Annotated in this window: 11 protein-coding genes, 6 rRNA genes and 1 pseudogene; 3 read left to right on the top strand and 15 right to left on the bottom strand. The window is 59.8% G+C overall.

All coding sequences use genetic code 11. The features are described from left to right. Positions 1-4: 4 nt before the first annotated feature. Both OIL77_04980 and OIL77_04975 read right to left on the bottom strand, forming a co-directional pair. Positions 5-643: an amino acid ABC transporter permease gene (locus OIL77_04980; GenBank protein HJI44761.1), complete on the bottom strand. Its 639-nt coding sequence runs from the start codon at positions 641-643 to the stop codon at positions 5-7. A gap of 153 nt (positions 644-796) precedes the next feature. Then, positions 797-1,657 (bottom strand): transporter substrate-binding domain-containing protein, encoded by an 861-nt coding sequence (locus OIL77_04975; protein ID HJI44760.1) that lies wholly within the window; start codon positions 1,655-1,657, stop codon positions 797-799. A 341-nt stretch (positions 1,658-1,998) separates the two neighbouring features. On the opposite strand from OIL77_04975, the gene rlmD reads away from it, so the two are divergent. Then, positions 1,999-3,447 (top strand): 23S rRNA (uracil(1939)-C(5))-methyltransferase RlmD, encoded by a 1,449-nt coding sequence (gene rlmD, locus OIL77_04970; protein HJI44759.1) that lies wholly within the window; start codon positions 1,999-2,001, stop codon positions 3,445-3,447. A 79-nt stretch (positions 3,448-3,526) separates the two neighbouring features. Here the strand turns inward: rlmD and OIL77_04965 are convergent, their stop codons facing one another. The 5 genes and pseudogenes from OIL77_04965 to tilS all read right to left on the bottom strand — a co-directional run bounded on the left by OIL77_04965 (position 3,527) and on the right by tilS (position 10,169). Further along, a complete protein-coding gene (locus OIL77_04965) occupies positions 3,527-4,348 on the bottom strand; it encodes a phosphatase (protein HJI44758.1) in 822 nt (273 codons plus the stop codon). Positions 4,349-4,513: 165 nt separating this feature from the next. After that, positions 4,514-5,698 carry a pyridoxal phosphate-dependent aminotransferase gene (locus OIL77_04960; protein HJI44757.1) on the bottom strand — a complete coding sequence of 395 codons (1,185 nt, stop codon included), beginning with the start codon at positions 5,696-5,698 and terminating at the stop codon, positions 4,514-4,516. 189 nt (positions 5,699-5,887) lie between these two features. Continuing rightward, a pseudogene (gene ftsH, locus OIL77_04955) lies at positions 5,888-7,948 on the bottom strand (ATP-dependent zinc metalloprotease FtsH). A gap of 79 nt (positions 7,949-8,027) precedes the next feature. Further along, positions 8,028-8,576, bottom strand: a complete 549-nt coding sequence (hpt, locus tag OIL77_04950; protein ID HJI44756.1) for a hypoxanthine phosphoribosyltransferase — start codon at positions 8,574-8,576, stop codon at positions 8,028-8,030. A gap of 147 nt (positions 8,577-8,723) precedes the next feature. Further along, positions 8,724-10,169: a tRNA lysidine(34) synthetase TilS gene (gene tilS, locus OIL77_04945; GenBank protein HJI44755.1), complete on the bottom strand. Its 1,446-nt coding sequence runs from the start codon at positions 10,167-10,169 to the stop codon at positions 8,724-8,726. A 144-nt stretch (positions 10,170-10,313) separates the two neighbouring features. On the opposite strand from tilS, the gene OIL77_04940 reads away from it, so the two are divergent. Continuing rightward, a complete protein-coding gene (locus OIL77_04940) occupies positions 10,314-11,123 on the top strand; it encodes an MBL fold metallo-hydrolase (GenBank protein HJI44754.1) in 810 nt (269 codons plus the stop codon). An 82-nt stretch (positions 11,124-11,205) separates the two neighbouring features. Here OIL77_04940 and OIL77_04935 read toward each other — a convergent pair whose 3' ends face one another. Continuing rightward, positions 11,206-11,637 carry an Hsp20 family protein gene (locus OIL77_04935; protein ID HJI44753.1) on the bottom strand — a complete coding sequence of 144 codons (432 nt, stop codon included), beginning with the start codon at positions 11,635-11,637 and terminating at the stop codon, positions 11,206-11,208. Between the two features lie 277 nt (positions 11,638-11,914). Between OIL77_04935 and OIL77_04930 the strand changes: the two genes are divergently transcribed. Further along, entirely contained in the window at positions 11,915-12,382 is a 468-nt protein-coding gene (locus OIL77_04930; GenBank protein ID HJI44752.1) for a hypothetical protein, read from the top strand. Positions 12,383-12,515: 133 nt separating this feature from the next. Here OIL77_04930 and rrf (OIL77_04925) read toward each other — a convergent pair. From rrf (OIL77_04925) to OIL77_04895, 7 genes are all read right to left on the bottom strand, one after another. Then, positions 12,516-12,631 (bottom strand): 5S ribosomal RNA (gene rrf, locus OIL77_04925). Between the two features lie 151 nt (positions 12,632-12,782). Beyond that, positions 12,783-15,758 (bottom strand): 23S ribosomal RNA (locus tag OIL77_04920). Between the two features lie 400 nt (positions 15,759-16,158). Next, positions 16,159-17,664 (bottom strand): 16S ribosomal RNA (locus tag OIL77_04915). The 16S, 23S and 5S rRNA genes sit together here, the layout of an rRNA operon. A gap of 425 nt (positions 17,665-18,089) precedes the next feature. Then, positions 18,090-19,784 carry a phospho-sugar mutase gene (locus OIL77_04910; protein HJI44751.1) on the bottom strand — a complete coding sequence of 565 codons (1,695 nt, stop codon included), beginning with the start codon at positions 19,782-19,784 and terminating at the stop codon, positions 18,090-18,092. A 246-nt stretch (positions 19,785-20,030) separates the two neighbouring features. After that, positions 20,031-20,146: ribosomal RNA gene (rrf, locus tag OIL77_04905) — 5S ribosomal RNA — on the bottom strand. Between the two features lie 151 nt (positions 20,147-20,297). Continuing rightward, positions 20,298-23,273, bottom strand: a 23S ribosomal RNA gene (locus OIL77_04900). A gap of 400 nt (positions 23,274-23,673) precedes the next feature. Next, positions 23,674-25,179, bottom strand: a 16S ribosomal RNA gene (locus OIL77_04895). Positions 25,180-25,756: the final 577 nt, after the last annotated feature.

Raw genomic sequence — 25,756 nt, 5'->3', positions numbered from 1 at the left:
CGAACTAGTCATGGTAGTAATCCAATTTTTTCTCGGCGGCACCCAGCAGCATCTCGACCACAAAGTTAAAGACCCAGTAGATCAGCGCCGCAATCGCAAACGGTACCATGCTCACCTGCGAGGCGACCAGCGCCTTGGCCGTCGAGAACATCTCGCCCACGCCGATGGCGAACGCCAGCGACGTGTCCTTGACCAGCGTGATGATCTCGTTGCCCATCGCCGGCAAGATGCGCTTGGCGACCTGCGGCATCACGATATACAAAAACGTCTGCATGCGCGAATAGCCCAACACCTCGGCGGCTTCGTATTGACCGCGCGGAATGGACTGCAGGCCCGAGCGATAGATCTCGGCAAAATAACCGGCATAGTTGATGATGAACGCCACGACGCACGCCGTCCATTTGGAATCGGGCGTGAGTGAAATGCCGAACACGTAGTACGGGGCAAAGTAGATGGCGAACATCTGCAGCATGAGCGGCGTGCCGCGCATGACCGAAATGTAGATGCGCGCAATCCAACGCAGCGGCGCGATTTTGCTCATGCGCATAAACGCCACGGGGATTCCCAGCGGAATCGACCCCAGCAGTGTCAGCACAAACAACTGCAAACTGACCAAGAATCCCTGGCCAAGCATCTGCATCATGACTTGGATAGACAACCTACCCTCTCTTTCACAGCAACAGAACAGCGGGCGTTAATTGAAATAGGCACAGTGCCCAAGATTGCGAGCGACAAGCCCGACGAAGCGTACTTTGGTACGCGAGGAGGGTTGGAGCCGCAAGGTTGGGTGCTGTGGCTATTTCAAAACCCAATTATCGAAAGATAGACCATAGCTTGAATACTTATCGCACAGGTCCTTGACCGTGCCGTCCTCATAGAGTGCCTTGAGCGACTCGGTCACGGCGTCGGCCGACTTGGTGTCGCCCTTCTTAAAGCCGACGGCGTAGTGCTCGCTGGACAGCGGCTTGTCGAGCTGCGTATAGGCATCGGGCTTAGCGGCAAGCTGATACTGGGCGATCGAGAGGTCACAGGCAACGGCATCGACTGCACCACTCTCGAGCTGCATAAACGCCGTGTTGTACTCACCGATGGTATCGAGCGTGGCAAACGTCGCGGCCAGATCCTTCTGGTCGCCCTCGAGCACATCCTGTGCGGCGGAATCAGTCTGGGTAATCACGGTCTTGCCGGCAAGATCGTCCCAGCTCTTGATACCCGCGTCCTTCTTGACCACGAGCACCTGCTCGTTAAGCATGTAAGGCTCGGAGAACGTGTAGTCGTCCTCGCGGCCCTCCATGGTAAAGCCGTTCCAGATGCAGTTGATGGCACCCGAGTTGAGCAGCGTGTCCTTGGCATCCCAGTCGATAGCCTCATACTCAACGTCCCAGCCCTGCTTGTCGGCAACGGCCTTGGCAAGGTCGAGGTCAAAACCGGTGTACTCGCCATCGTCGCCTACAAAGCCATACGGAGGATAGGACTTGTCAAAGCCCACGACGAGCTTCTTGGACTCCGCCGCGCCCTTCACGTCCTTGGCTGCGGCAGAACCGGCAGCGGAGCCCTTGCCGGCACCACCGCCGCAGCCGACAAGACCAAGGCCAAGCACCGTGGCAAGCGAACCAGCTAGACCAACAAACTGACGACGAGATATATCGGTATTCATGGTATTCCCCCTTGATGGCACTTTAGTTAAGTAAAGTGAATCATGTAACGTTCAGAATCATACACTTTAGCGTGATAGAGCACAAGGCGAGTTTGCCCGCCGCGTGAGGGGTGTGGGGGTTAAGTTTCCTGCTCTACAGTCCTGCTCACGACGGAGGCCACATTAAGTGGCCTCCTGTTCGTGCGGAACTCGCGATAAACTTAACCCCCACACCCCTCACGCGGCGGGCAACCGTCGTTGGGCTTATCACTGATATGAAATGGGCGCTTGTATATCGTCCGTTAGCTCAGCACGGTACAATGCTTTCAGATTTCAATTTGTATAATTAGTGGGGTTAATTCATGGCAGAATCTCGTGCGGAGCGTAAGGCTCGTCGTGCTTTGATCGAGGCAGCTGAGGGGTCAGAGGAGAAAAAATCTTCTAAGAAATCCAAGTCGTCTCAGGACGCGAAGGGTAAGTCGGCCAAGAGCAAGGCTAAGGCCAAGCGTCCCAGCTCTCGTCGGAGCGGGGATAAGGCATCTCAGACTCGCACCAAGCGCCCGCATAAAGATCCGATTTCGTCTACACGTAAGGTTGTGGATCCCAAGTCTCCCTGTTCAATCATGAAATCTTGCGGTGGGTGCACGGCGATCAATCGTCCTTATAAAAAGCAGCTGGCAGCTAAGCAAGCTGCTATGGAGGAGCTTTTTGCTTCGCTTTGCGAGCGTGAGGGCATTGCTGTCGATCCCATTCGTGGTATGGGTGTCACTTTGGGCGACCCGGGCAAGTATCCTGCGCCGCGTGGTTTTCGTCATAAGGCTGCCACCCCCTTTGCTCCCGGCAAGGAGGGCGCTGTCCGCTGCGGCTTTTTTGAGCGCGGCACGCACAAGATCGTCGCCGTTCCCGAATGCCCTGTCGAGGCCCCGGGTGCGCGCCAGATTCTCAACGGCATCGCACGCGAAGCTGAGCGGTTGCATATTCCCGCTTTTAATGAGGACAAGCATCTTGGTTTGCTTCGCTATGCCGTCGTGCGCTGCGGCTGGCGCACCGACCAGATCATGGTCACGCTCGTGACCGCCCAGCGCGACTTGCCGCATGCACAGGAATTCTTTGAGGCCGTCGCCTCGCTCGATCCACATATCGTCACCGTTGCGCAGAATATCAACGGCCGCCCCGGCAATGCCATCCTGGGCGAGGAGACCCGCATCGTCTATGGCGCCGAATGCATGCGCGATCAGCTGCTCGGCTGCGAATTCGACATCTCCCCCACCGCGTTCTATCAGACTAATCCGCAGCAAACCGAACTGCTCTATCGACTCGCCATTGACGGCATGGATTTGCAGCAGGGCGACGTACTCATGGATGCCTACTGCGGCAGCGGAACCATCGGTCTGTGCGCCGCAAAAGACGCCCAGGACAAAGGCGCCGGCATTATGTTGCTCGGTGTTGAGCGCAACCCCGCCGGCATTGCCGACGCACGTCGCAACGCCGAGCTCAACGGCCTTACCCGTAACGCGTGGTTTATGGCTGACGATGCCACTGACTATATCCTCGATGCCGCCGATAACAACGAGCGTGTTGACGTTCTCTCCATCGACCCGCCGCGCGCCGGCTCCACGCCCGAGTTTCTTGAGGCCGCCTGCGCACTTAAGCCGCGCCGTATCACCTATATCAGTTGTAATCCCGCCACCCAAGAGCGCGACCTACACCAGCTCCTCGACGGTGGCTACCGACTGCTCAAGATCACGCCGGTCGACATGTTCCCCCACACCGACCACACCGAGACCGTCGCGGTCCTCGAGCGCCGCTAACCAGCCCCGGCAGATTTTTGGGACTAGAAAGGGGGCGGCCCGTCTGAACCGCCCCCTTTCGTTGGACATATGAGTCTCGTTACATCCCCTTGCGCAGGTCGCACACGCCGGCTGCCGCCATCTCGCGCAGCAGCGTCTCGCGATCGCGCGTCACGATCAGGTCCAGCGGGAAGTGAATCTCGTCGAGCAACTTGCGGGCGTGCTCGAGCTTGCCAATGGCCATACCAATGTGGGCATCGGTCGACACACCAATACCCACGCCCAGCTCGGCGCAGCGCTCGGCAATCTTGCGACACGCGTTCCAATGCTCGGCATCCGCGCCATGCTCAAGACTATGGTTGTTGATCTCGATAATCTTGTGCTTGGCCTTGGCCGCCAGCAGCACCTCATCGATATCGAACGGCACGCCCGAACGACCCGTATGCCCAAGCATGAACACCTTGGGGTGCTCCAGGGCATTGATGTACATCTGGGTCGTTTGGGCGAGCGTCGCGCCTTCGGCAAACTGCGGGTTATGCACGCTTGCCACCAAATAATCCAAATTGCGCGTCACCAAATCGAACAGCGAATGCTGACGACTGTACGAATCGCCGGCGATATCGAAGTCGACGGGAATATCCTCGCCAAACAAGCTTCCGTCCAGCGAAACGATATCGACCTCGGCGCCGCGAAGCACCAGCACGCCGCTCCAAATGCGCGGCCAGATATCCTGGTTAATAAAGAACTGGAAACTGCGCAGGTCATTGGGGCAAGGCGTAACCATCGAGCTTAAATGGTCGGCGGAACCGAGCACCTGAAGGCCGCGCTCTGCCGCCCAATATATGTTCTCTTCGATAGTTGAATACGCATGCGCAGAGAACATCGTATGAGTATGAATATCACAAGAAAGCAGGTAGGGCATCGGGTCTCCTTATCTGGCACGGCCGTCGCTTATATTCATTGTACGCATAGCCTTCGATAGTCGTAAAACCACTCCATCCCAAAGACACAACGTCCATGACAACGGGGTTCGGCTTAGCACCAAACCCCGTTTCACGTAAAACATTGTAGGCAGAGCGCTTTACTTTTAACGATACTCGTCCGCCAACTGCTTCCAAGCAGGTAGCGAATTGGCAATCGTTTCGTAACTCACGCAATAGCCCAGGCGGAACCAACCCGGCATACCAAAGCTGTCCGAGGGAACCGCAAGCAACTCATACTTCTTTGCGCGCTCGCAAAACGCATTCGCATCGGGCTCGAGCGCTTTCACCCACAGGTAGAAAGCACCGTCCGGCTCAACGTAGGTGTAGCCGTACTCCGCCAATGCGTCGGTGAGCGCCGTGCGGTTGCGGGCATAGGCATCGATATCGCTCGGCTCATCGATACAATCGATAATCACGCGCTGGAAGAGCGCCGGTGCGCATACAAAACCCAGCGTACGGGCAGCACCTGCAACAGCCGGCATCAGACGCGCAGCCTGCGGATTAGTGTTGGGAACCAAGATCCAACCCACGCGCTCACCAGGCAGCGATAGCGACTTAGAATACGAGTAGCACACCACGGTGTTCTCGTAGATCGAGGGCACCCAGGGCACCTCGGCACCGTACACGATCTCGCGGTACGGCTCATCCGAGATGAGCATAATCGGATTCTCGGGATCGCGCTTGGCGTTAACCTCGCGCAAAACATCGGCCAGTCGCGTCAGCGTGTCGCGCGTATACACGGCACCGGTCGGGTTGTTGGGCGAATCGATAATGACGGCCGCTGTCTTATCGCTAATCGCCTTGAGCACGTTGTCCACGCTCAGCTGGAACGTGTCTTCATCGGCAGGCGCCTCGACACACGTGCAGCCTGCCTTCTCAATCCACACGCGATACTCCGGAAAGTACGGGGCGATAACAATAACCTCGTCGCCCGGGTTCGTAACGGCATTGAGCGTGCAGGTGAGCGAAGCCGCGGCGCCCACCGTCATAAAGACGTCCTTGCCCTCATAGCTCGTGCCAAAGCGGCGGTTGAGCGATTCGGCGACGGCTGCTCGACATTGCGGCAAGCCCGGTGCGGGGGTGTAGCCGTGCAACTGGTCGCTTGGCAGCTCCAGGGCCTTCTTTATGGACTCCGCCACGGCAGCGGGCGCCGGAACACTCGGATTACCCAGCGAAAAATCGAATACGTTTTCCGCGCCGATTTGCGCCTTGCGCTCAAGGCCATAGCTAAAAATCTCGCGGATGATGGAGCTTTCCGCACCGCGAGCATACATAGTTTCGTTGATCATCTGTTCCCCTTTCGCATAGGCGCTATTGTACGCTTTAGCCGAGCAAAGCGCCGCAGCAATGTTGATTGGGGACAGACTTAAATGCGTGAAAACGCTCATTTAAGTCTGTCCCCAATCAACAGATGGCCCCATATCGCTCAAAAGAAATAGCCTCCGCAGGTTTCCCCGCAGAGGCTTTCGCCACAAAGGCTATTTGTCGGCGTCGGTGTCGGCACCGGCATTGGCGGCACAGTCATCGCCGGCATCATCGGATGCGGCTTCGGCATCTTCCTGCATGGCCGCCTGTGCAAAGGCCGCAGCATCAGCCGCCAGTTCCTCCTCGCTCATGCGAGGCGCACGCTTCTTGGCCGGCATGCCGGCCGCCTTGGCATTGCGCTCCTCCTTGGCCGCCAGGATATCGCCCTCACGCTCAAGGTAGGCGTCCCACTTGTTGTCGAGCAGGGCGTTTACGGCGTCACCCTCGACGGTCTCACGCTCAAGCAGCACCTTCGCCATCAGGTCAAGCTGATCGCGACGGGCATCCAAAATCTCGGCCGCACGACGATGGGCCTCACGCATAATGCGCTGAACCTCGATATCGATGCGGCGCGCCGTCTCCTCGGAGTAATCCTGATGATCGGCATAGTCGCGGCCCAGGAATACCTGATGCTGCGCCTCACCAAACACCTGCGTTCCAAGCTCCTCGCTCATGCCCAGGCGCGTGACCATCTCGCGCGCCATCTTGGTCGCGCGCTCCAGGTCGTTGCTCGCGCCCGACGTGATGTCGTCACACATGAGCTCCTCGGCAACGCGACCGCCCAAGAACACGGCAAGCTCGTCGAGCATCTCGTTCTTGGTCTTGAGGAAGTGGTCCTCCTGCGGAAGCTGCAGCGTGTAGCCCAGCGCCTGGCCGCGACTGACGATCGAGATCTTGTGAACCGGATCGGAGTGCTCCAGGATGTGGCCCACCAGGGCGTGACCGCTCTCGTGGTAGGCAATCGTGGTGCGCTCGGCCTCGGTCATCACGCGACCCTTGCGCTGCGGTCCGGCAATCACGCGCTCCATCGATTCCTCGACCTCGTCCATCGAGATCACGGAACGATGACGGCGAGCGGCCAGCAGCGCAGACTCGTTGAGCAGATTTGCCAGATCGGCGCCGGTGAAGCCAACGGTCATCTGGGCGAGCTTCTCAAACTTCACGTCCTCGTCCATCGGCTTGTTCTCGGCATGCACGCGCAAAATCTGCTCGCGGCCCTTCACATCCGGACGGTCGACCGTGACCTGACGGTCAAAACGACCGGGACGCAGCAATGCCGGATCCAAGATGTCAGGACGGTTGGTCGCAGCAATCAGGATGACCGACTCGCTCTCCTCAAAACCGTCCATCTCGACCAGCAGCTGGTTGAGCGTCTGCTCGCGCTCGTCGTGACCGCCGCCCAAGCCAGCTCCGCGCTGGCGTCCCACAGCATCGATCTCATCGATGAAGATGATCGACGGAGCCTGGGACTTGGCCTCCTTAAAGAGGTCACGCACGCGGCTGGCGCCGACACCCACGAACATCTCGACAAAGTCGGAACCCGAGATGCTAAAGAACGGCACGCCCGCCTCGCCGGCAACAGCCTTGGCCAGCAGCGTTTTACCGGTGCCCGGAGGGCCCACCAGCAACACGCCACGCGGGATCTTGGCGCCCAGCCTGCGATAGCGATCTGGATCGCTCAAAAAGTCACGAATCTCCTCGAGCTCCTCGACTGCCTCGTCCACGCCGGCAACGTCTTCAAACTTGACCTTGGGGCGCGTGGCCTCGTTGGTCTTGGCGTTGGTCTTGCCAGACTGCATGTTCCTGTTGTTGGCGCCCATCATCTGGCGCATAAAGTAGAACATGATGGCGATCAGGGCAATCGTCGGAAGCACGCTCATCGCCAAGTCGCCCCAAAAATCGGGGTCATTGGTGTTGACGATGTACTTGGTATCGGGGTGCTCCGCCATAAGCTCGGCAAGCGAATCGGAGCCGACATAGGTCGAGGAGAAGCCCTTGAGCTCGCTCGTATCGCCCTTGTCCTTCTTCGTCTTCCAGTAATGACCCGTCACGCTTCCGTCTTGAACCGTATAGGTCAAATCTTCGACGCGATCCTGCTTAATGGCGTTGACCATCTCGCTCGTTGCGAGCTTTACGGTATTGCTGGAATTGGCAAAGCCGGAGCCCATGTTAAAGAAGGCGTAGCCCAGAAGCGCGCAAGCCAAAATAAAATACAGCCAGCCCGTACGCGTGGGCTTCTTGCCTCCGGGCACCCCCGGGATCTTAGGCTCCCGGGGAGTCTGGGAATTGTTATCGTTACGGTCGTCGGGCATCTTACGAATAAACCTCCGGTTTCAAAATGCCCAGATACGGAAGGTTACGATAGCGCTCGGCATAATCGAGGCCGTAGCCCACCACAAAGGCATCGGGGCAATGGGTTCCAACATACTTGGGCGTGATGGCCGAGGTACGGTCCTCAACGTCCTTCCACAGGAAGGCGGCGACCTCCAGAGAAGCGGGCTTGCGGCTCTCGAGGTTCTTCATCAGATACTTGAGCGTCAGGCCCGAGTCCAGAATGTCCTCGACGATCAGCACGTCGCGACCGCGGATGTCGATATCCAGGTCCTTAATGATACGCACGATACCCGAGGACTTCACACCGTCGCCATAGCTCGAAACAGCCATGAAATCGATGTTGGTCGGCAGCTCGATCTTGCGCATCAGGTCGCCCATAAAGACCACGGCGCCGCGCAGGACCGCAATCAGCACCAGATCCTTACCCGCGTAGTCGCGAGTAATCTGCTCGCCTAGGCGAGAGACGATACCGTCGATATCCTCCTGCGTAAACAGAACCTTCTCGATATCCGGATGTTGAGAAGCCATGACAACCCTTTCTTGTGCTTATCGCCCACACACCGCCGTACGGACGCGAACTTCACATTCTAGCAGCGCACGGGGTATATTTTCCAGCCCATACGCCATCAGCGCGGGAATACCGTCAACGTCGCACAGAATAGCTGGCGTGGGACGCTATTCCGCATCGACCACGCGAAGCAGATACGCCACGCGCGTTGCGGCCGTGCATTTAAAACGCTCGTCCGTGCGAACGCCTGCGACCCATACTACGGCACCTCCCGGAGCCGTTCTCACCACAGGAACGCCTGCGCGCTCAGAAACGGGAATACGAGCCTCGTTGAGCAGGTCGGACACCTTCTTACTTCGCCCACTCATGCCCAACGGACACATCACATCCCCCGGCGCGGGACCGTCTACCCACAGACGCGCCAAACGCGCCTCGGCGGGAATCTCCCCGCGCGAGCCGGCGAGCATCCGTTCGCTATCGCGATCGGCAAAGCCCAGCGTCGCTGCATCCACCATAGCGACCACCCCTCCGGCACCCGCAAGTTCGCGGGCACGGCGCACAATATCACACCCCGGCTCGACGGCTATCGGCTCTGCCACCAGGATGCGGCCCGCCCCCAGCGGCAATCGACCGGGAATGGTGACCCAATCGGCAACTAACCCCTCGCGCGCCGCCGGGGCCTTGAATGACAGCATGCCAAACTCCACGCGCACATCGATTCCCGCCGGCAGCGTGACCGAACCCGAGCCTTCGGCGACACAGGCAAGCACGCGCTCCACATGCCGCATCTCCGGGCGAGCGTCGGGGTCGATACGCTTAATTGCCAGTCGCACCATGCGCCGAGCAATCACCACCTCGGCCGCGGCCAGTCGGCGAGCGTCAAGGACCAGTGCACCCGCCGCCTCCTTACGCAGGCAGCTTCGAAACGCCTGCGCGGAAAGCTGGGAAAGAAAGGCGTCCTCATCGCCTAAGATCTCGCAGGCGGCGCCAATCGTCTTACAGACGCTCGCGTTACGCTGCGCCACCACCGGCATCACCCGATGGCGCACGTAGTTACGCAAGTACGACACGTCCTCGTTGCTCTCGTCCTCTCGCCACGGCTGACCATGCACCTGCAGATAGCCTACGAGCTCATCATGAGTCAGGTCGAGCAAGGGACGCACCACGATATTCCTCCGGCGAGGAATGCTCGATAGACCAGCGGACCCCGAACCCTTAATCGCGTTCATCAAAAACGTTTCCGCCCGATCAGAAGACGTGTGCGCAGTGCAGATACGAGCCGCCGTTCGCGGTGCCCCCGTCTGGGCGCAGAGCTCGCGAACATACCTCCGCGCCGCGGCATAGCGCACCTCGCGGGCAGCCGCCTCGATATTGCCCGATTCATCATCAAAATAGGCATGCTCAACACACAGCGGTAGACCATATTGCGCGCATAGGCCGCGCACAAAGGCCTCGTCGCCATCGGATGCCTCGCCGCGCAGATGATGGTTCACGTGCAGCACGTGCAGTCGCTCACGCGCGATGGGGGCTACACCACGCCCATCCAGAATATCCAACTTTGATGTGCACGCCATAAGGAGCAAAGCCGTCGAGTCCGCACCACCTGATACCATGAGCACCACGGGGGCAGCCGTCTGCCGCGTTGCCAGGGCTTTATCATCGGCCCACGACGCAGCATGGTGTCCATAATGCTGAGATACCGTTGGCATTTGCTTCCTCCTCTATTCGTTCGCACCCATTGTATCCTTTGGAATCTTATGTCTCGTCTGCACCTTCACATCCTTGGCAGCGGCTCAAAAGGCAACTGCGCACTCATCGAAGGCCCCCGAGGGCTCATCATGATTGACGACGGTCTTTCTCGCCGCGAGACATTAAAGCGCATGGCAGAACTGGGACTCTCGGCAGACAACGTCTCGGCTCTTCTCATTACTCATGAGCATAGCGATCACATCAAGGGCCTCGATGTTTGGTGCAAGCACTGGCACGGTCCCCTCTTTGCCAGCAGGGGCACACTTTCGAGCAAAGAAAATCTTTCGCATCTGCCTGTCGAGGAATTCGATCCCGGTGACACCCTGTCCATTGCCGGCATCCACGTGCAAACCTACTCAACATCACACGATGTCATCAATCCAGTCGGCTATCGATTCGACGCCCCCGATGATTCCATTGGCTTTGCCACCGACACCGGAGAGCTATCGAGCCAAGCCATGAACACCCTCAAAGATTGTCGAGTCCTCGCGCTCGAAAGCAACCACGATGTGACCATGCTGCGCGAGGGAGAATATCCCCGCTTTCTTCAGGAGCGCATCCTGTCTGCAAGGGGACACCTCTCCAACGACCAAGCCGCCGAAGCCGCGCGCGAACTTGTTACCGAGCGCACCGAACAGCTCATTGCCATGCATATCAGTCAAGATAACAATCGTCCGAGCCTTACCGTCAAAAGCTATGCCAAAGCTCTAGCAGCAACCCTGGATGACGAGGTCGGCAGCTCCGCCACCCTTCTCCAAGGATCGCGAAAACTCTCGATACGCCCCGCAAGCCAGCATCGGCCAGCAACCATTCAATAGACTGTCCTAGACAGCAAAAGGGGCCGGGAATCGCTTCCCAGCCCCTTTTGTTATCTTTTAATAGCGCAGAACACCAACGAAGTTAGTCGATGGAGATCTTCGTAACGTTCTTCTTCTCGACGATCTTGGGAACCGTAACGGTAAGGATGCCGTCGGCGTACTTAGCCGAGAGACCCTCGCTCGAAGCATCCTTCAGGTACACACCACGCGTCGCGCTGTACGAGCTGAACTCCTTCTGCAGGAAGTTCTTGCCCTCGTTCTCCTCGTCTTCCTCGACATTCACGCTAATGGAGAGACGGCCCTCGTTAAGCTCGACATCGATATCGTCCTTGGCGACGCCGGTAAGATAAGCCTTAACCTCATAGCCATCGCCCTTATCCTCAACGTCAACGGGGAACGCCTTAGAGGCAATCGAGTTGTTCGCCAGGTCGCTCATATCATCAAACAGATCGAACAGCGAGCTTGCAGAGGGACGAACGCCAAAAACCGAACGATAAGGAACCATGCTTGCCATGTTTACCACTCCTTTATAGGACTGCCGAGTCATCTTCTAGGTGACTGGGACTTCTTTTGACGCTCTTATATATGCCCACCCGATGCTCATATATACATCGACTATAAAGTTTTTTGAGTCCAGTACTATAAGCATATCTAAGTGCGTAAGACTCAGGTTTTTAGAAGGTTAAGGTTCTTTGAACCAGAGCTTAAATAACGAGTATGTCCCCAGCTACAAATAACAAGGGGCTTACAATGAGCGCATACACGTTGTTGGTAACGAGCTAAAGGGCATCATGGACGACCAAAACCAGAACAATATGTTTATGCCGACGCAGGGGGAAAATACTTCCACGCAGCCGCCACGGTTCCATCGCCCCCACATCTCGCAAGAGCCCATTAATGATCCAGAGCCCGAGTATGTGACGAGAAATCGATATCAAACGCTCGAGGATGCCCAAACGGGGCGTAAGCATATGGGCGTCGCATCGAGCGATCCCGTATATCTGAAAGATGCACCGTTATCAAAAAACAGCGCAATCAATGACGACCCGGCGAAAACGCCCATAACTCGGCAGCAAAGAGGCCCCCGACCTAAGCAAACCTTAACGCATTCGGCTCGTTATCTCGAAACGCCAAAACAGGGAAAATCAATCTTCGTTTCGTCAAGCAAACGACGCAAGCAGCATCGACTGACAATCCTGCTTTTGATCATTGTGGCCATAGCAGTTGCCCTTGTTATTCGATTTATTGTCTTTAAATAAAAGCTCATTACCCATAAGCCCAATCGGGTTACAGGTGAAATGCAACTACATTGTGAAGTGTTAGCGCAAAAAAGGGGGAGGCCGCGAGGCCTCCCCCTTTTAAGTTCAAGCGCACGGCTCGGTGCCGTCCACCGGTCAGCGGCGCCCTGGCCTCCCACGGGCTGACCCCGCAGTACTCTCGGCGCGATGGGGCTTAGCTTCCGGGTTCGGAACGGGACCGGGCGTGCCCCCCATGCTCTGGCCGCTGACCGGTGGGCGGCGCCCACCGTATCTTCGGTGTCCTGGGTCGATATCTGCGTGCCCTGGGGGCCGCATGGCGCATAGGAAAGATGTGACTCGGGGGCATCCTCGTGCCCGGACCGCGCTTCAGAGCGCATGTCCCGCGGGCCGCGAGGTGCGGTTCCGGAAGAGCTCGGGCGATTAGTGCGGCTCGGCTGAGGCTGTCGCCAGCCTTGCACCTGCCGTCTATCGACCAGGTAGTCTACCTGGGCCCTTACCGGAAGGAGAACTAATCCCTGGAACGGCTTCCCGCTTAGATGCCTTCAGCGGTTATCCGCGCCGCACGCGGCTACCCGGCCGTGCCGTTGGTCGACAACCGGTTCACCGGAGGTGCGTCCACCCCGGTCCTCTCGTACTGGGGGCAGCCTCCATCGATTCTCCTGCGCCCACGGAGGATAGGGACCGAACTGTCTCACGACGTTCTGAACCCAGCTCGCGTACCGCTTTAAACGGCGAACAGCCGTACCCTTGGGACCTGCTCCAGCCCCAGGATGCGATGAGCCGACATCGAGGTGCCAAACCTTGCCGTCGATGTGGACTCTTGGGCAAGATCAGCCTGTTATCCCCGGAGTACCTTTTATCCGTTGAGCGACGGCCCACCCACTCGGGGCCGCCGGATCACTAGAGCCTGCTTTCGCACCTGCTCGGCTTGTGGGCCTCGCAGTCAAGCCCGCTTGTACTCTTGCATTCAAAAGGACGGTTGCCGACCGTCCCGAGCGGACCTTCGCGCGCCTCCGTTACCCTTTAGGAGGCGACCGCCCCAGTCAAACTGCCCGCCTGGCACGGTCCCCGAGCCGGTTGACGGCCTCGGGTTAGGACGCCGGTCGCGCGAGGGCAGTATTCCAAGGGCGGCTCCCCGGGGGCTGGCGCCTCCGGATCGATGCCTCCTGCCTATCCTCTACACGCGGGACCAGCGGCCAATGCCAAGCTGCAGTGAAGGTTCACGGGGTCTTTCCGTCCTTCCGCGGGTAAGTCGCATCTTCACGACCAGTGCAATTTCACCGGGTCCATGGTCGAGACAGCGCCCAAGTCGTTGCGCCTTTCGTGCAGGTCGGAACTTACCCGACAAGGAATTTCGCTACCTTAGGACCGTTATAGTTACGGCCGCCGTTTACCGGGGCTTGGCTTCGGGGCTTCGCCGAAATGGCTAACTCCTCCGCGTGACCTTCCGGCACCGGGCAGGCGTCAGACCCTATACGTCGCCTTGCGGCTTCTGCAGAGTCCTGTGTTTTTGGTAAACAGTCGCTTGGGCCTCTCCACTGCGGCCCGCCTCCGCTCCCGGAGCAAGTCCGTTCACGTACGCGCGGGCACCCCTTCTCCCGAAGTTACGGGGCCATTGTGCCGAGTTCCTTGACCATGGTTGACCCGATCGCCTCGGTATGTTCTACCCACCCACCTGTGTCGGTTTGCGGTACGGGCGCGCACGCGCCTGCCTAGGGGTTTTTCTAGGGACCTCGGGCTCACTCGCTTCGCTTGATCGCTTCGTCCGGAGCCTCGCCCTCGTGCGGACCGGATTTCCCTGGTCCGCGGGCCGCGCTCCATCACGGGGACGTCCAGAACCCCGCCGAGCCACCCCCATCCGTCGCCCCGTCGGTCGTAGCGCCGCGTGCGCGGTGCAGGAATGTCTGCCTGCTGCGCGTCGGCTACGCCTTCCGGCCTCGCCTTAGCCCCCGACTGACCCTGGGAGGATTAGCCTTGCCCAGGAAACCTCGGGTTCACGGCGGACGAGTTACTCTCTCGTCTCTCGCTACTCATGCCAGCATTCTCACTCCCATGCGCTCCACCGTCGGTCGCCCTCCGGCTTCTCCGCCCATGGGAAGCTCCCCTACCGATTCTAATGAATTAAAATCCCGCCGCTTCGGTGTCCAGCTTAGCCCCGTGTATTGTCGGCGCATGTCCACTCGACCAGTGAGCTGTTACGCACTCTTTGAATGGATGGCTGCTTCTAAGCCAACATCCTGGTTGTCTGGGCGGACGCACATCCTTTGCCACTCGGCTGGAACTTGGGGACCTTAGCGGGCGGTCCGGGCTGTTTCCCTCTCGAGCACACAGCTTAGCCCACATGCTCTGACTGCCGCGCTCTGGGCCGCCGGCATTCGGAGTTCGGTTGGATTCGGTAGGCGGCGAAGCCCCCTCGTCCATCCGGTGCTCTACCTCCGGCGGTGAACGCGCGACGCTAGCCCTAAAGCTATTTCGGGGAGAACGAGATATCTCCGGGTTTGATTGGCCTTTCACCCCTATCCGCAGGTCATCGCCGCCGTTTTCAACCGACGTGCGTTCGGCCCTCCACGGGGTCTTACCCCCGCTTCAGCCTGCCCACGGATAGCTCACCCGGCTTCGCGTCCGCGGCGCGGGACTCAAGTCGCCCTGTTAAGGCTCGCTTTCGCTTCGGCTCCCTTTCGGTTAACCTCGCCCCGCGCCAGCGACTCGCTGGCTCATTCTACAAAAGGCACGCCGTCACACCCCGAAGGGTGCTCCGACTGCTCGTGGGCGCACGGTTTCAGGTACTGTTTCACTCCCCTCCCGGGGTGCTTTTCACCTTTCCCTCACGGTACTGGTGCGCTATCGGTCACAGGGTAGTACTCAGGCTTGGATGGTGGTCCACCCAGGTTCGGACCGGGTTTCACGTGCCCGGCCCTACTCAGGGACCGCGTCGCGCCGTCCGGTCTGGGTTCGCGTACGGGGCTGTCACCCGCTGCGGCCGGCCCTCCCATGCCGTTCCGCTCCCCAGCCGGACCTGCGCCCGGGGGCGGCAGCCCCCGGATGCGCGGCCCTGCAACCCCGCCGGCGGAACCCCTGCCGGGTATCCCCGCTCGACGGTTTGGCCATCGGTCCCCTTTCGCTCGCCGCTACTCGGGGAGTCTCGAGATTGATTTCCTCTCCTCCGGGTACTTAGATGTTTCAGTTCCCCGGGTTGTCCTCCCGGCCCCTATGCGTTCAGGGCCGGGATATCCGTACCTCTACGGATGGGTTCGCCCATTCGGAGACCCCCGGGTCGAAGGATGTGTGCTCCTCGCCGGGGATTATCGCAGCTTGCCGCGTCCTTCATCGGCTCCCTGTGCCAAGGCATCCGCCGTGCGCCCGTGGTATCTTGCGGGACCGCTCCGGGCCCGCGGGATATCCACGTGTCGCTAATTAATCTAATTAATCGATATCATGAATAGCGCTCGTATGTCGCAATTCGGGTATCTCATACCGCGGCACAGTAGTTGACTGTGCTCGCGATCAGATGCTCCTCACTCATATATAAGTGAATTCTTCTTGTTTGGATCGGATGAATGATTGCTATCATTCTGTCTTTAATCGCAGAAAAGAATCGAGTCTGGAAGAATTGGATCTTCCATCTCTCTCCTATCGCTATGCGGCTCTCAAGGTACGCGGGTGCGACCCCGGGGACCGGGTGCTGCGGGGACATATCCGTGGCGGACATCTACCGGACGGGCTCCTGCCCTCTATTCGAGTTAAAGTTTGTCTCTCTAGAAGATTTATCTCCCTAGAAAGGAGGTGATCCAGCCGCACCTTCCGGTACGGCTACCTTGTTACGACTTCACCCCCCTCACCCTCCACACCTTCGGCGCCTCCCCCCTCTCGGTTGGGCCGGCGACTTCGGGTGCAGACGACTCGGGTGGTGTGACGGGCGGTGTGTACAAGGCCCGGGAACGCATTCACCGCGGCATGCTGATCCGCGATTACTAGCAACTCCGACTTCATGGGGGCGGGTTGCAGCCCCCAATCCGAACTGGGGCCGGCTTTCCGGGATCCGCTCCCCCTCGCGGGGTGGCATCCCTCTGTACCGGCCATTGTAGCACGTGTGCAGCCCAGGGCATAAGGGGCATGATGACTTGACGTCGTCCCCGCCCTCCTCCGCCTTGACGGCGGCGGTCCCGCGTGGGTTCCCGGCATCACCCGATGGCAACACGCGGCGGGGGTTGCGCTCGTTGCGGGACTTAACCCAACATCTCACGACACGAGCTGACGACAGCCATGCACCACCTGTATGGGCTCCTCTCGGCCACGGGGTCTCCCCCGCTTCACCCATATGTCAAGCCCTGGTAAGGTTCTTCGCGTTGCTTCGAATTAAGCCACATGCTCCGCTGCTTGTGCGGGCCCCCGTCAATTCCTTTGAGTTTTAGCCTTGCGGCCGTACTCCCCAGGCGGGACGCTTAATGCGTTGGCTGCGGCACGGGGGGATCGTCCCCCCACACCTAGCGTCCATCGTTTACGGCTGGGACTACCAGGGTATCTAATCCTGTTCGCTCCCCCAGCTTTCGCGCCTCAGCGTCGGTCTCGGCCCAGAGGGCCGCCTTCGCCACCGGTGTTCCACCCGATATCTGCGCATTCCACCGCTACACCGGGTGTTCCACCCTCCCCTACCGGACCCAAGCCGCGGAGGTTCCGGGGGCTTCGGGGGGTTGAGCCCCCCGCTTCGACCCCCGGCCTGCCGGGCCGCCTACGCGCGCTTTACGCCCAATGAATCCGGATAACGCTCGCCCCCTACGTATTACCGCGGCTGCTGGCACGTAGTTAGCCGGGGCTTCTTCTGCAGGTACAGTCTTGACTCTTCCCTGCTGAAAGCGGTTTACGACCCGAAGGCCTCCGTCCCGCACGCGGCGTCGCTGCGTCAGGGTTCCCCCCATTGCGCAAGATTCCCCACTGCTGCCTCCCGTAGGAGTCTGGGCCGTGTCTCAGTCCCAATCTGGCCGGTCGGTCTCTCAACCCGGCTACCCGTTGTCGGCACGGTGGGCCGTCACCCCGCCGTCTACCTGATGGGCCGCGGAGCCATCCCCTCCCGTCGGGGCTTTAGCCGGGGTGCCATGCGGCACCCCGGGGTATCCGGTATTACCCGTCCTTTCGGGCGGCTATCCCGGGGGAGGGGGCAGGTTCTCCACGTGTTACTCAGCCGTTCGCCACTCGCTTCTATCCGAAGATAGGTGCCGTTCGACTTGCATGTGTTAGGCGCGCCGCCAGCGTTCATCCTGAGCCAGGATCGAACTCTCCGTCCAAAATAAATGGGCTTCGAGCCCGTCCGGTCCTCTCAGTCCATCGCTGATCGGTTCCGTTCGATTCATATGGTTCTATTAGATAGGAAAAGGAATTTCTCGGGGCCGCCTCTCGGCGGCCTTGCGAAAAACAAATCCAAGTTAGACCATTTCAAATGGTTCGATGTCTGCCCGGATGCGACACTGAAGTAAGTGTCCATCCTCGCAGTATCCGGTTCTCAAGGTGCACGCCTGCGCTGGTTCCCGGTCCGACCGGGCCGCGCGGCAAGGAGATATATTGCCAGACCGGAGGGCCCCCGCGGGCGGGAATCTGGCCGTACATATTTCCTACACATATAAGTACTCTCGGCTGGCTGGTTAAAAACAGGAGGGGACCGCATCCGAGATCCCCTCTTTCGCCCATCTATAGCAATAGACTCTTAAATACCTTATGCCAGCAGCTTGCGACCGGATTCCTCGATCGCGTCAAGTGCTGCATCTGCCTCGGCGGCATCCGCGCCCTTAGCGAAGATATACAGCTTGATCTTGGGCTCGGTGCCGGAAGGACGAACAATACCCTTGTTGCCACCCTCAAGATCGAACTCAATGACGTTAGCCTTCGGCAGGCCGTTCACGCAGGTGTTGTAATCCACGACGGCCTCAATCTTGGAACCGGCGAGCTCCGCGGGCGGGTTCTCGCGCAGACCGGCCATGATGCCGGCCATCTTTGCCGCACCCTCAGCGCCCGGATAGCTCAGCGAAATCGTCTTGTTGTGATAGTAGCCATACTTCTCGTACAGCTCGTGCATCGCATCGGCGAGGTTCTTGCCCTGGAGCTTGTAATACTGTGCCATCTGGCAAATCAAAAGCGAAGTGCTCACGGCGTCCTTGTCGCGCACGTGGTCGCCGGCCAGATAGCCGTAGCTCTCCTCAAAACCGAAGATAAAGCGATCGACCTCGCCAGCATCGAAAAGCGAGGTAATGATGTCGCCGATGTACTTGAAGCCCGTCAGGCAGCGACGGAGCTCAAAGCCGTACTCGTCGGCCAGTGCGTCAACCATAGCGGAAGAAACGATGGTAGTAACGGCAACCTTCTTGGTGAGATCCTCGCCGCGGGCGGCACGAGTCTTGCAAATATAGTCGAGCAGCAGGACGCCCATCTCGTTACCGGTCAGCAGCAGGTAGTCGTCACCATTCTTGACGGCAACGCCGACACGGTCGGCATCGGGATCGGTTGCAAGCAACAGATCGGGGTGAACCTGCTCGCAGAGATCGATGCCCTTCTGCATGGCCTGACGGATCTCAGGATTAGGATACGGGCAGGTCGGGAAATCGCCGTTAGGCTCCTTCTGCTCGGGAACAACCGTGACATCGGTGATGCCAGCGCGCTCGAGCACCGTCGTGACGGGAATGAGGCCGGTGCCGTTGAGCGGAGTGTAGACGAGCTTAAGCGGTGCGCCGGCAATCTCCTCGGCAGAAAGGTTAGTCACGCCGCGGGCGAGAACGGCGTCATAATAACGCTCGAGGCACGAGTCGTCGATCCATTTAACCAGACCCTGCTCAAGAGCCTCATCAAAGTCCATGGACTTCACGCCGGTAAACGTATCGGTCTCGGCGATAGCCTTAGAAATTGCATCGGCGGCCTCACTGGTGATCTGGCAGCCGTCGGGGCCATAGGCCTTATAGCCATTATAAGGCGCCGGATTATGACTAGCGGTCATGCAAATGCCACCGGAGCACTTAAGGTCGCGGACGGCCCAGGAAAGCGTCGGCACGGGAGAAATCTTAGGATACACGAGAGCCGTCACGCCGTTTGCCGCAAGAATGGCAGCCGTCGTCTTAACGAACAGTTCACCCTTATTGCGGCTATCGCGAGCGATGGCAACCGTCGGATGCTCGAAGGTCGCATTGAGATAGTCAGCAAAACCCTGCGTCGCGCGACCGACCGTATAGATATTCATACGGTTAGTGCCTGCACCGATAGTGCCACGTAGACCGGCAGTACCGAAGGCGAGATCTTGGAAGAAAGCGTCGGTGATGGCGTCTTCGTCACCCTGCTCCTTCATCGTGTTGAGCTCAGCGAGGAGCTCCTCGTCCTTGACATTGGCAATCCAAGTATCAAGCAGCTCATGAACATCTGCCATGTGAGTCCTTCCGTCACAATCAATAAAACTATCCGTGTAAAACAGGACAAGCGCATCAGCGCGCTAAAGCAAATATTAGTCCATTGAGAACAGAGAACCGGCCACAGAACGGTGAACGTTTATATTCACCGGTGGATGATTGGATTGATTTAATTGCTTAGTGAATGCCGCCTTTAACGCAAAAAAAGGGGAGGCCGCGAGGCCTCCCCCTTCTTCAAGTCGATCGACGGCTCGGTGCCGTCCACCGGTCAGCGGCGCCCTGGCCTCCCACGGGCTGACCCCGCAGTACTCTCGGCGCGATGGGGCTTAGCTTCCGGGTTCGGAACGGGACCGGGCGTGCCCCCCATGCTCTGGCCGCTGACCGGTGGGCGGCGCCCACCGTATCTTCGGTGTCCTGGGTCGATATCTGCGTGCCCTGGGGGCCGCATGGCGCATAGGAAAGATGTGACTCGGGGGCATCCTCGTGCCCGGACCGCGCTTCAGAGCGCATGTCCCGCGGGCCGCGAGGTGCGGTTCCGGAAGAGCTCGGGCGATTAGTGCGGCTCGGCTGAGGCTGTCGCCAGCCTTGCACCTGCCGTCTATCGACCAGGTAGTCTACCTGGGCCCTTACCGGAAGGAGAACTAATCCCTGGAACGGCTTCCCGCTTAGATGCCTTCAGCGGTTATCCGCGCCGCACGCGGCTACCCGGCCGTGCCGTTGGTCGACAACCGGTTCACCGGAGGTGCGTCCACCCCGGTCCTCTCGTACTGGGGGCAGCCTCCATCGATTCTCCTGCGCCCACGGAGGATAGGGACCGAACTGTCTCACGACGTTCTGAACCCAGCTCGCGTACCGCTTTAAACGGCGAACAGCCGTACCCTTGGGACCTGCTCCAGCCCCAGGATGCGATGAGCCGACATCGAGGTGCCAAACCTTGCCGTCGATGTGGACTCTTGGGCAAGATCAGCCTGTTATCCCCGGAGTACCTTTTATCCGTTGAGCGACGGCCCACCCACTCGGGGCCGCCGGATCACTAGAGCCTGCTTTCGCACCTGCTCGGCTTGTGGGCCTCGCAGTCAAGCCCGCTTGTACTCTTGCATTCAAAAGGACGGTTGCCGACCGTCCCGAGCGGACCTTCGCGCGCCTCCGTTACCCTTTAGGAGGCGACCGCCCCAGTCAAACTGCCCGCCTGGCACGGTCCCCGAGCCGGTTGACGGCCTCGGGTTAGGACGCCGGTCGCGCGAGGGCAGTATTCCAAGGGCGGCTCCCCGGGGGCTGGCGCCTCCGGATCGATGCCTCCTGCCTATCCTCTACACGCGGGACCAGCGGCCAATGCCAAGCTGCAGTGAAGGTTCACGGGGTCTTTCCGTCCTTCCGCGGGTAAGTCGCATCTTCACGACCAGTGCAATTTCACCGGGTCCATGGTCGAGACAGCGCCCAAGTCGTTGCGCCTTTCGTGCAGGTCGGAACTTACCCGACAAGGAATTTCGCTACCTTAGGACCGTTATAGTTACGGCCGCCGTTTACCGGGGCTTGGCTTCGGGGCTTCGCCGAAATGGCTAACTCCTCCGCGTGACCTTCCGGCACCGGGCAGGCGTCAGACCCTATACGTCGCCTTGCGGCTTCTGCAGAGTCCTGTGTTTTTGGTAAACAGTCGCTTGGGCCTCTCCACTGCGGCCCGCCTCCGCTCCCGGAGCAAGTCCGTTCACGTACGCGCGGGCACCCCTTCTCCCGAAGTTACGGGGCCATTGTGCCGAGTTCCTTGACCATGGTTGACCCGATCGCCTCGGTATGTTCTACCCACCCACCTGTGTCGGTTTGCGGTACGGGCGCGCACGCGCCTGCCTAGGGGTTTTTCTAGGGACCTCGGGCTCACTCGCTTCGCTTGATCGCTTCGTCCGGAGCCTCGCCCTCGTGCGGACCGGATTTCCCTGGTCCGCGGGCCGCGCTCCATCACGGGGACGTCCAGAACCCCGCCGAGCCACCCCCATCCGTCGCCCCGTCGGTCGTAGCGCCGCGTGCGCGGTGCAGGAATGTCTGCCTGCTGCGCGTCGGCTACGCCTTCCGGCCTCGCCTTAGCCCCCGACTGACCCTGGGAGGATTAGCCTTGCCCAGGAAACCTCGGGTTCACGGCGGACGAGTTACTCTCTCGTCTCTCGCTACTCATGCCAGCATTCTCACTCCCATGCGCTCCACCGTCGGTCGCCCTCCGGCTTCTCCGCCCATGGGAAGCTCCCCTACCGATTCTAATGAATTAAAATCCCGCCGCTTCGGTGTCCAGCTTAGCCCCGTGTATTGTCGGCGCATGTCCACTCGACCAGTGAGCTGTTACGCACTCTTTGAATGGATGGCTGCTTCTAAGCCAACATCCTGGTTGTCTGGGCGGACGCACATCCTTTGCCACTCGGCTGGAACTTGGGGACCTTAGCGGGCGGTCCGGGCTGTTTCCCTCTCGAGCACACAGCTTAGCCCACATGCTCTGACTGCCGCGCTCTGGGCCGCCGGCATTCGGAGTTCGGTTGGATTCGGTAGGCGGCGAAGCCCCCTCGTCCATCCGGTGCTCTACCTCCGGCGGTGAACGCGCGACGCTAGCCCTAAAGCTATTTCGGGGAGAACGAGATATCTCCGGGTTTGATTGGCCTTTCACCCCTATCCGCAGGTCATCGCCGCCGTTTTCAACCGACGTGCGTTCGGCCCTCCACGGGGTCTTACCCCCGCTTCAGCCTGCCCACGGATAGCTCACCCGGCTTCGCGTCCGCGGCGCGGGACTCAAGTCGCCCTGTTAAGGCTCGCTTTCGCTTCGGCTCCCTTTCGGTTAACCTCGCCCCGCGCCAGCGACTCGCTGGCTCATTCTACAAAAGGCACGCCGTCACACCCCGAAGGGTGCTCCGACTGCTCGTGGGCGCACGGTTTCAGGTACTGTTTCACTCCCCTCCCGGGGTGCTTTTCACCTTTCCCTCACGGTACTGGTGCGCTATCGGTCACAGGGTAGTACTCAGGCTTGGATGGTGGTCCACCCAGGTTCGGACCGGGTTTCACGTGCCCGGCCCTACTCAGGGACCGCGTCGCGCCGTCCGGTCTGGGTTCGCGTACGGGGCTGTCACCCGCTGCGGCCGGCCCTCCCATGCCGTTCCGCTCCCCAGCCGGACCTGCGCCCGGGGGCGGCAGCCCCCGGATGCGCGGCCCTGCAACCCCGCCGGCGGAACCCCTGCCGGGTATCCCCGCTCGACGGTTTGGCCATCGGTCCCCTTTCGCTCGCCGCTACTCGGGGAGTCTCGAGATTGATTTCCTCTCCTCCGGGTACTTAGATGTTTCAGTTCCCCGGGTTGTCCTCCCGGCCCCTATGCGTTCAGGGCCGGGATATCCGTACCTCTACGGATGGGTTCGCCCATTCGGAGACCCCCGGGTCGAAGGATGTGTGCTCCTCGCCGGGGATTATCGCAGCTTGCCGCGTCCTTCATCGGCTCCCTGTGCCAAGGCATCCGCCGTGCGCCCGTGGTATCTTGCGGGACCGCTCCGGGCCCGCGGGATATCCACGTGTCGCTAATTAATCTAATTAATCGATATCATGAATAGCGCTCGTATGTCGCAATTCGGGTATCTCATACCGCGGCACAGTAGTTGACTGTGCTCGCGATCAGATGCTCCTCACTCATATATAAGTGAATTCTTCTTGTTTGGATCGGATGAATGATTGCTATCATTCTGTCTTTAATCGCAGAAAAGAATCGAGTCTGGAAGAATTGGATCTTCCATCTCTCTCCTATCGCTATGCGGCTCTCAAGGTACGCGGGTGCGACCCCGGGGACCGGGTGCTGCGGGGACATATCCGTGGCGGACATCTACCGGACGGGCTCCTGCCCTCTATTCGAGTTAAAGTTTGTCTCTCTAGAAGATTTATCTCCCTAGAAAGGAGGTGATCCAGCCGCACCTTCCGGTACGGCTACCTTGTTACGACTTCACCCCCCTCACCCTCCACACCTTCGGCGCCTCCCCCCTCTCGGTTGGGCCGGCGACTTCGGGTGCAGACGACTCGGGTGGTGTGACGGGCGGTGTGTACAAGGCCCGGGAACGCATTCACCGCGGCATGCTGATCCGCGATTACTAGCAACTCCGACTTCATGGGGGCGGGTTGCAGCCCCCAATCCGAACTGGGGCCGGCTTTCCGGGATCCGCTCCCCCTCGCGGGGTGGCATCCCTCTGTACCGGCCATTGTAGCACGTGTGCAGCCCAGGGCATAAGGGGCATGATGACTTGACGTCGTCCCCGCCCTCCTCCGCCTTGACGGCGGCGGTCCCGCGTGGGTTCCCGGCATCACCCGATGGCAACACGCGGCGGGGGTTGCGCTCGTTGCGGGACTTAACCCAACATCTCACGACACGAGCTGACGACAGCCATGCACCACCTGTATGGGCTCCTCTCGGCCACGGGGTCTCCCCCGCTTCACCCATATGTCAAGCCCTGGTAAGGTTCTTCGCGTTGCTTCGAATTAAGCCACATGCTCCGCTGCTTGTGCGGGCCCCCGTCAATTCCTTTGAGTTTTAGCCTTGCGGCCGTACTCCCCAGGCGGGACGCTTAATGCGTTGGCTGCGGCACGGGGGGATCGTCCCCCCACACCTAGCGTCCATCGTTTACGGCTGGGACTACCAGGGTATCTAATCCTGTTCGCTCCCCCAGCTTTCGCGCCTCAGCGTCGGTCTCGGCCCAGAGGGCCGCCTTCGCCACCGGTGTTCCACCCGATATCTGCGCATTCCACCGCTACACCGGGTGTTCCACCCTCCCCTACCGGACCCAAGCCGCGGAGGTTCCGGGGGCTTCGGGGGGTTGAGCCCCCCGCTTCGACCCCCGGCCTGCCGGGCCGCCTACGCGCGCTTTACGCCCAATGAATCCGGATAACGCTCGCCCCCTACGTATTACCGCGGCTGCTGGCACGTAGTTAGCCGGGGCTTCTTCTGCAGGTACAGTCTTGACTCTTCCCTGCTGAAAGCGGTTTACGACCCGAAGGCCTCCGTCCCGCACGCGGCGTCGCTGCGTCAGGGTTCCCCCCATTGCGCAAGATTCCCCACTGCTGCCTCCCGTAGGAGTCTGGGCCGTGTCTCAGTCCCAATCTGGCCGGTCGGTCTCTCAACCCGGCTACCCGTTGTCGGCACGGTGGGCCGTCACCCCGCCGTCTACCTGATGGGCCGCGGAGCCATCCCCTCCCGTCGGGGCTTTAGCCGGGGTGCCATGCGGCACCCCGGGGTATCCGGTATTACCCGTCCTTTCGGGCGGCTATCCCGGGGGAGGGGGCAGGTTCTCCACGTGTTACTCAGCCGTTCGCCACTCGCTTCCCTCCGGAGAGGGGTGCCGTTCGACTTGCATGTGTTAGGCGCGCCGCCAGCGTTCATCCTGAGCCAGGATCGAACTCTCCGTCCAAAATAAATGGGCTTCGAGCCCGTCCGGTCCTCTCAGTCCATCGCTGATCGGTTCCGTTCGATTCATATGGTTCTATTAGATAGGAAAAGGAATTTCTCGGGGCCGCCTCTCGGCGGCCTTGCGAAAAACAAATCCAAGTTAGACCATTTCAAATGGTTCGATGTCTGCCCGGATGCGACACTGAAGTAAGTGTCCATCCTCGCAGTATCCGGTTCTCAAGGTGCACGCCTGCGCTGGTTCCCGGTCCGACCGGGCCGCGCGGCAAGGAGATATATTGCCAGACCGGAGGGCCCCCGCGGGCGGGAATCCAGCACTCCATATTTTGTTCACAAACGAATTGATCCTTCAGTTGTTCCACTGAAGTCATGTCTGAAGCGTCGGCTTCTGGTATTGGCGATGACCAGCTGGTTTATAGGTGTTGAGGCATCGGTCATCTCTGGTGCGCTACTTTACTCTAAAGACATCAGGTTTTGGTTTCCTGTCGGTAAAAGGCTGGTTTTGGCCGCCAGACGTCCTTATATATAGAGAAGATCTGGTTCGAACCCATGCCTTGGCAACAAAAAAGCGACCAACCGGA

The organism is Coriobacteriaceae bacterium (assembly GCA_025993015.1).
Classification (GTDB): domain Bacteria; phylum Actinomycetota; class Coriobacteriia; order Coriobacteriales; family Coriobacteriaceae; genus Collinsella.
Note: the sequence above shows the minus strand (reverse complement) of the source record. Positions and strands in the feature narration are given on the sequence as shown.

Coding starts and splice junctions, on each gene's coding strand:
- OIL77_04980 (HJI44761.1), bottom strand. CDS start 643: ATGATGCAGATGCTTGGCCAGGGATTCTTGGTCAGTTTGCAGTTGTTT.
- OIL77_04975 (HJI44760.1), bottom strand. CDS start 1,657: ATGAATACCGATATATCTCGTCGTCAGTTTGTTGGTCTAGCTGGTTCG.
- rlmD (HJI44759.1), top strand. CDS start 1,999: ATGGCAGAATCTCGTGCGGAGCGTAAGGCTCGTCGTGCTTTGATCGAG.
- OIL77_04965 (HJI44758.1), bottom strand. CDS start 4,348: ATGCCCTACCTGCTTTCTTGTGATATTCATACTCATACGATGTTCTCT.
- OIL77_04960 (HJI44757.1), bottom strand. CDS start 5,698: ATGATCAACGAAACTATGTATGCTCGCGGTGCGGAAAGCTCCATCATC.
- hpt (HJI44756.1), bottom strand. CDS start 8,576: ATGGCTTCTCAACATCCGGATATCGAGAAGGTTCTGTTTACGCAGGAG.
- tilS (HJI44755.1), bottom strand. CDS start 10,169: ATGGTATCAGGTGGTGCGGACTCGACGGCTTTGCTCCTTATGGCGTGC.
- OIL77_04940 (HJI44754.1), top strand. CDS start 10,314: ATGTCTCGTCTGCACCTTCACATCCTTGGCAGCGGCTCAAAAGGCAAC.
- OIL77_04935 (HJI44753.1), bottom strand. CDS start 11,637: ATGGCAAGCATGGTTCCTTATCGTTCGGTTTTTGGCGTTCGTCCCTCT.
- OIL77_04930 (HJI44752.1), top strand. CDS start 11,915: ATGGACGACCAAAACCAGAACAATATGTTTATGCCGACGCAGGGGGAA.
- OIL77_04910 (HJI44751.1), bottom strand. CDS start 19,784: ATGGCAGATGTTCATGAGCTGCTTGATACTTGGATTGCCAATGTCAAG.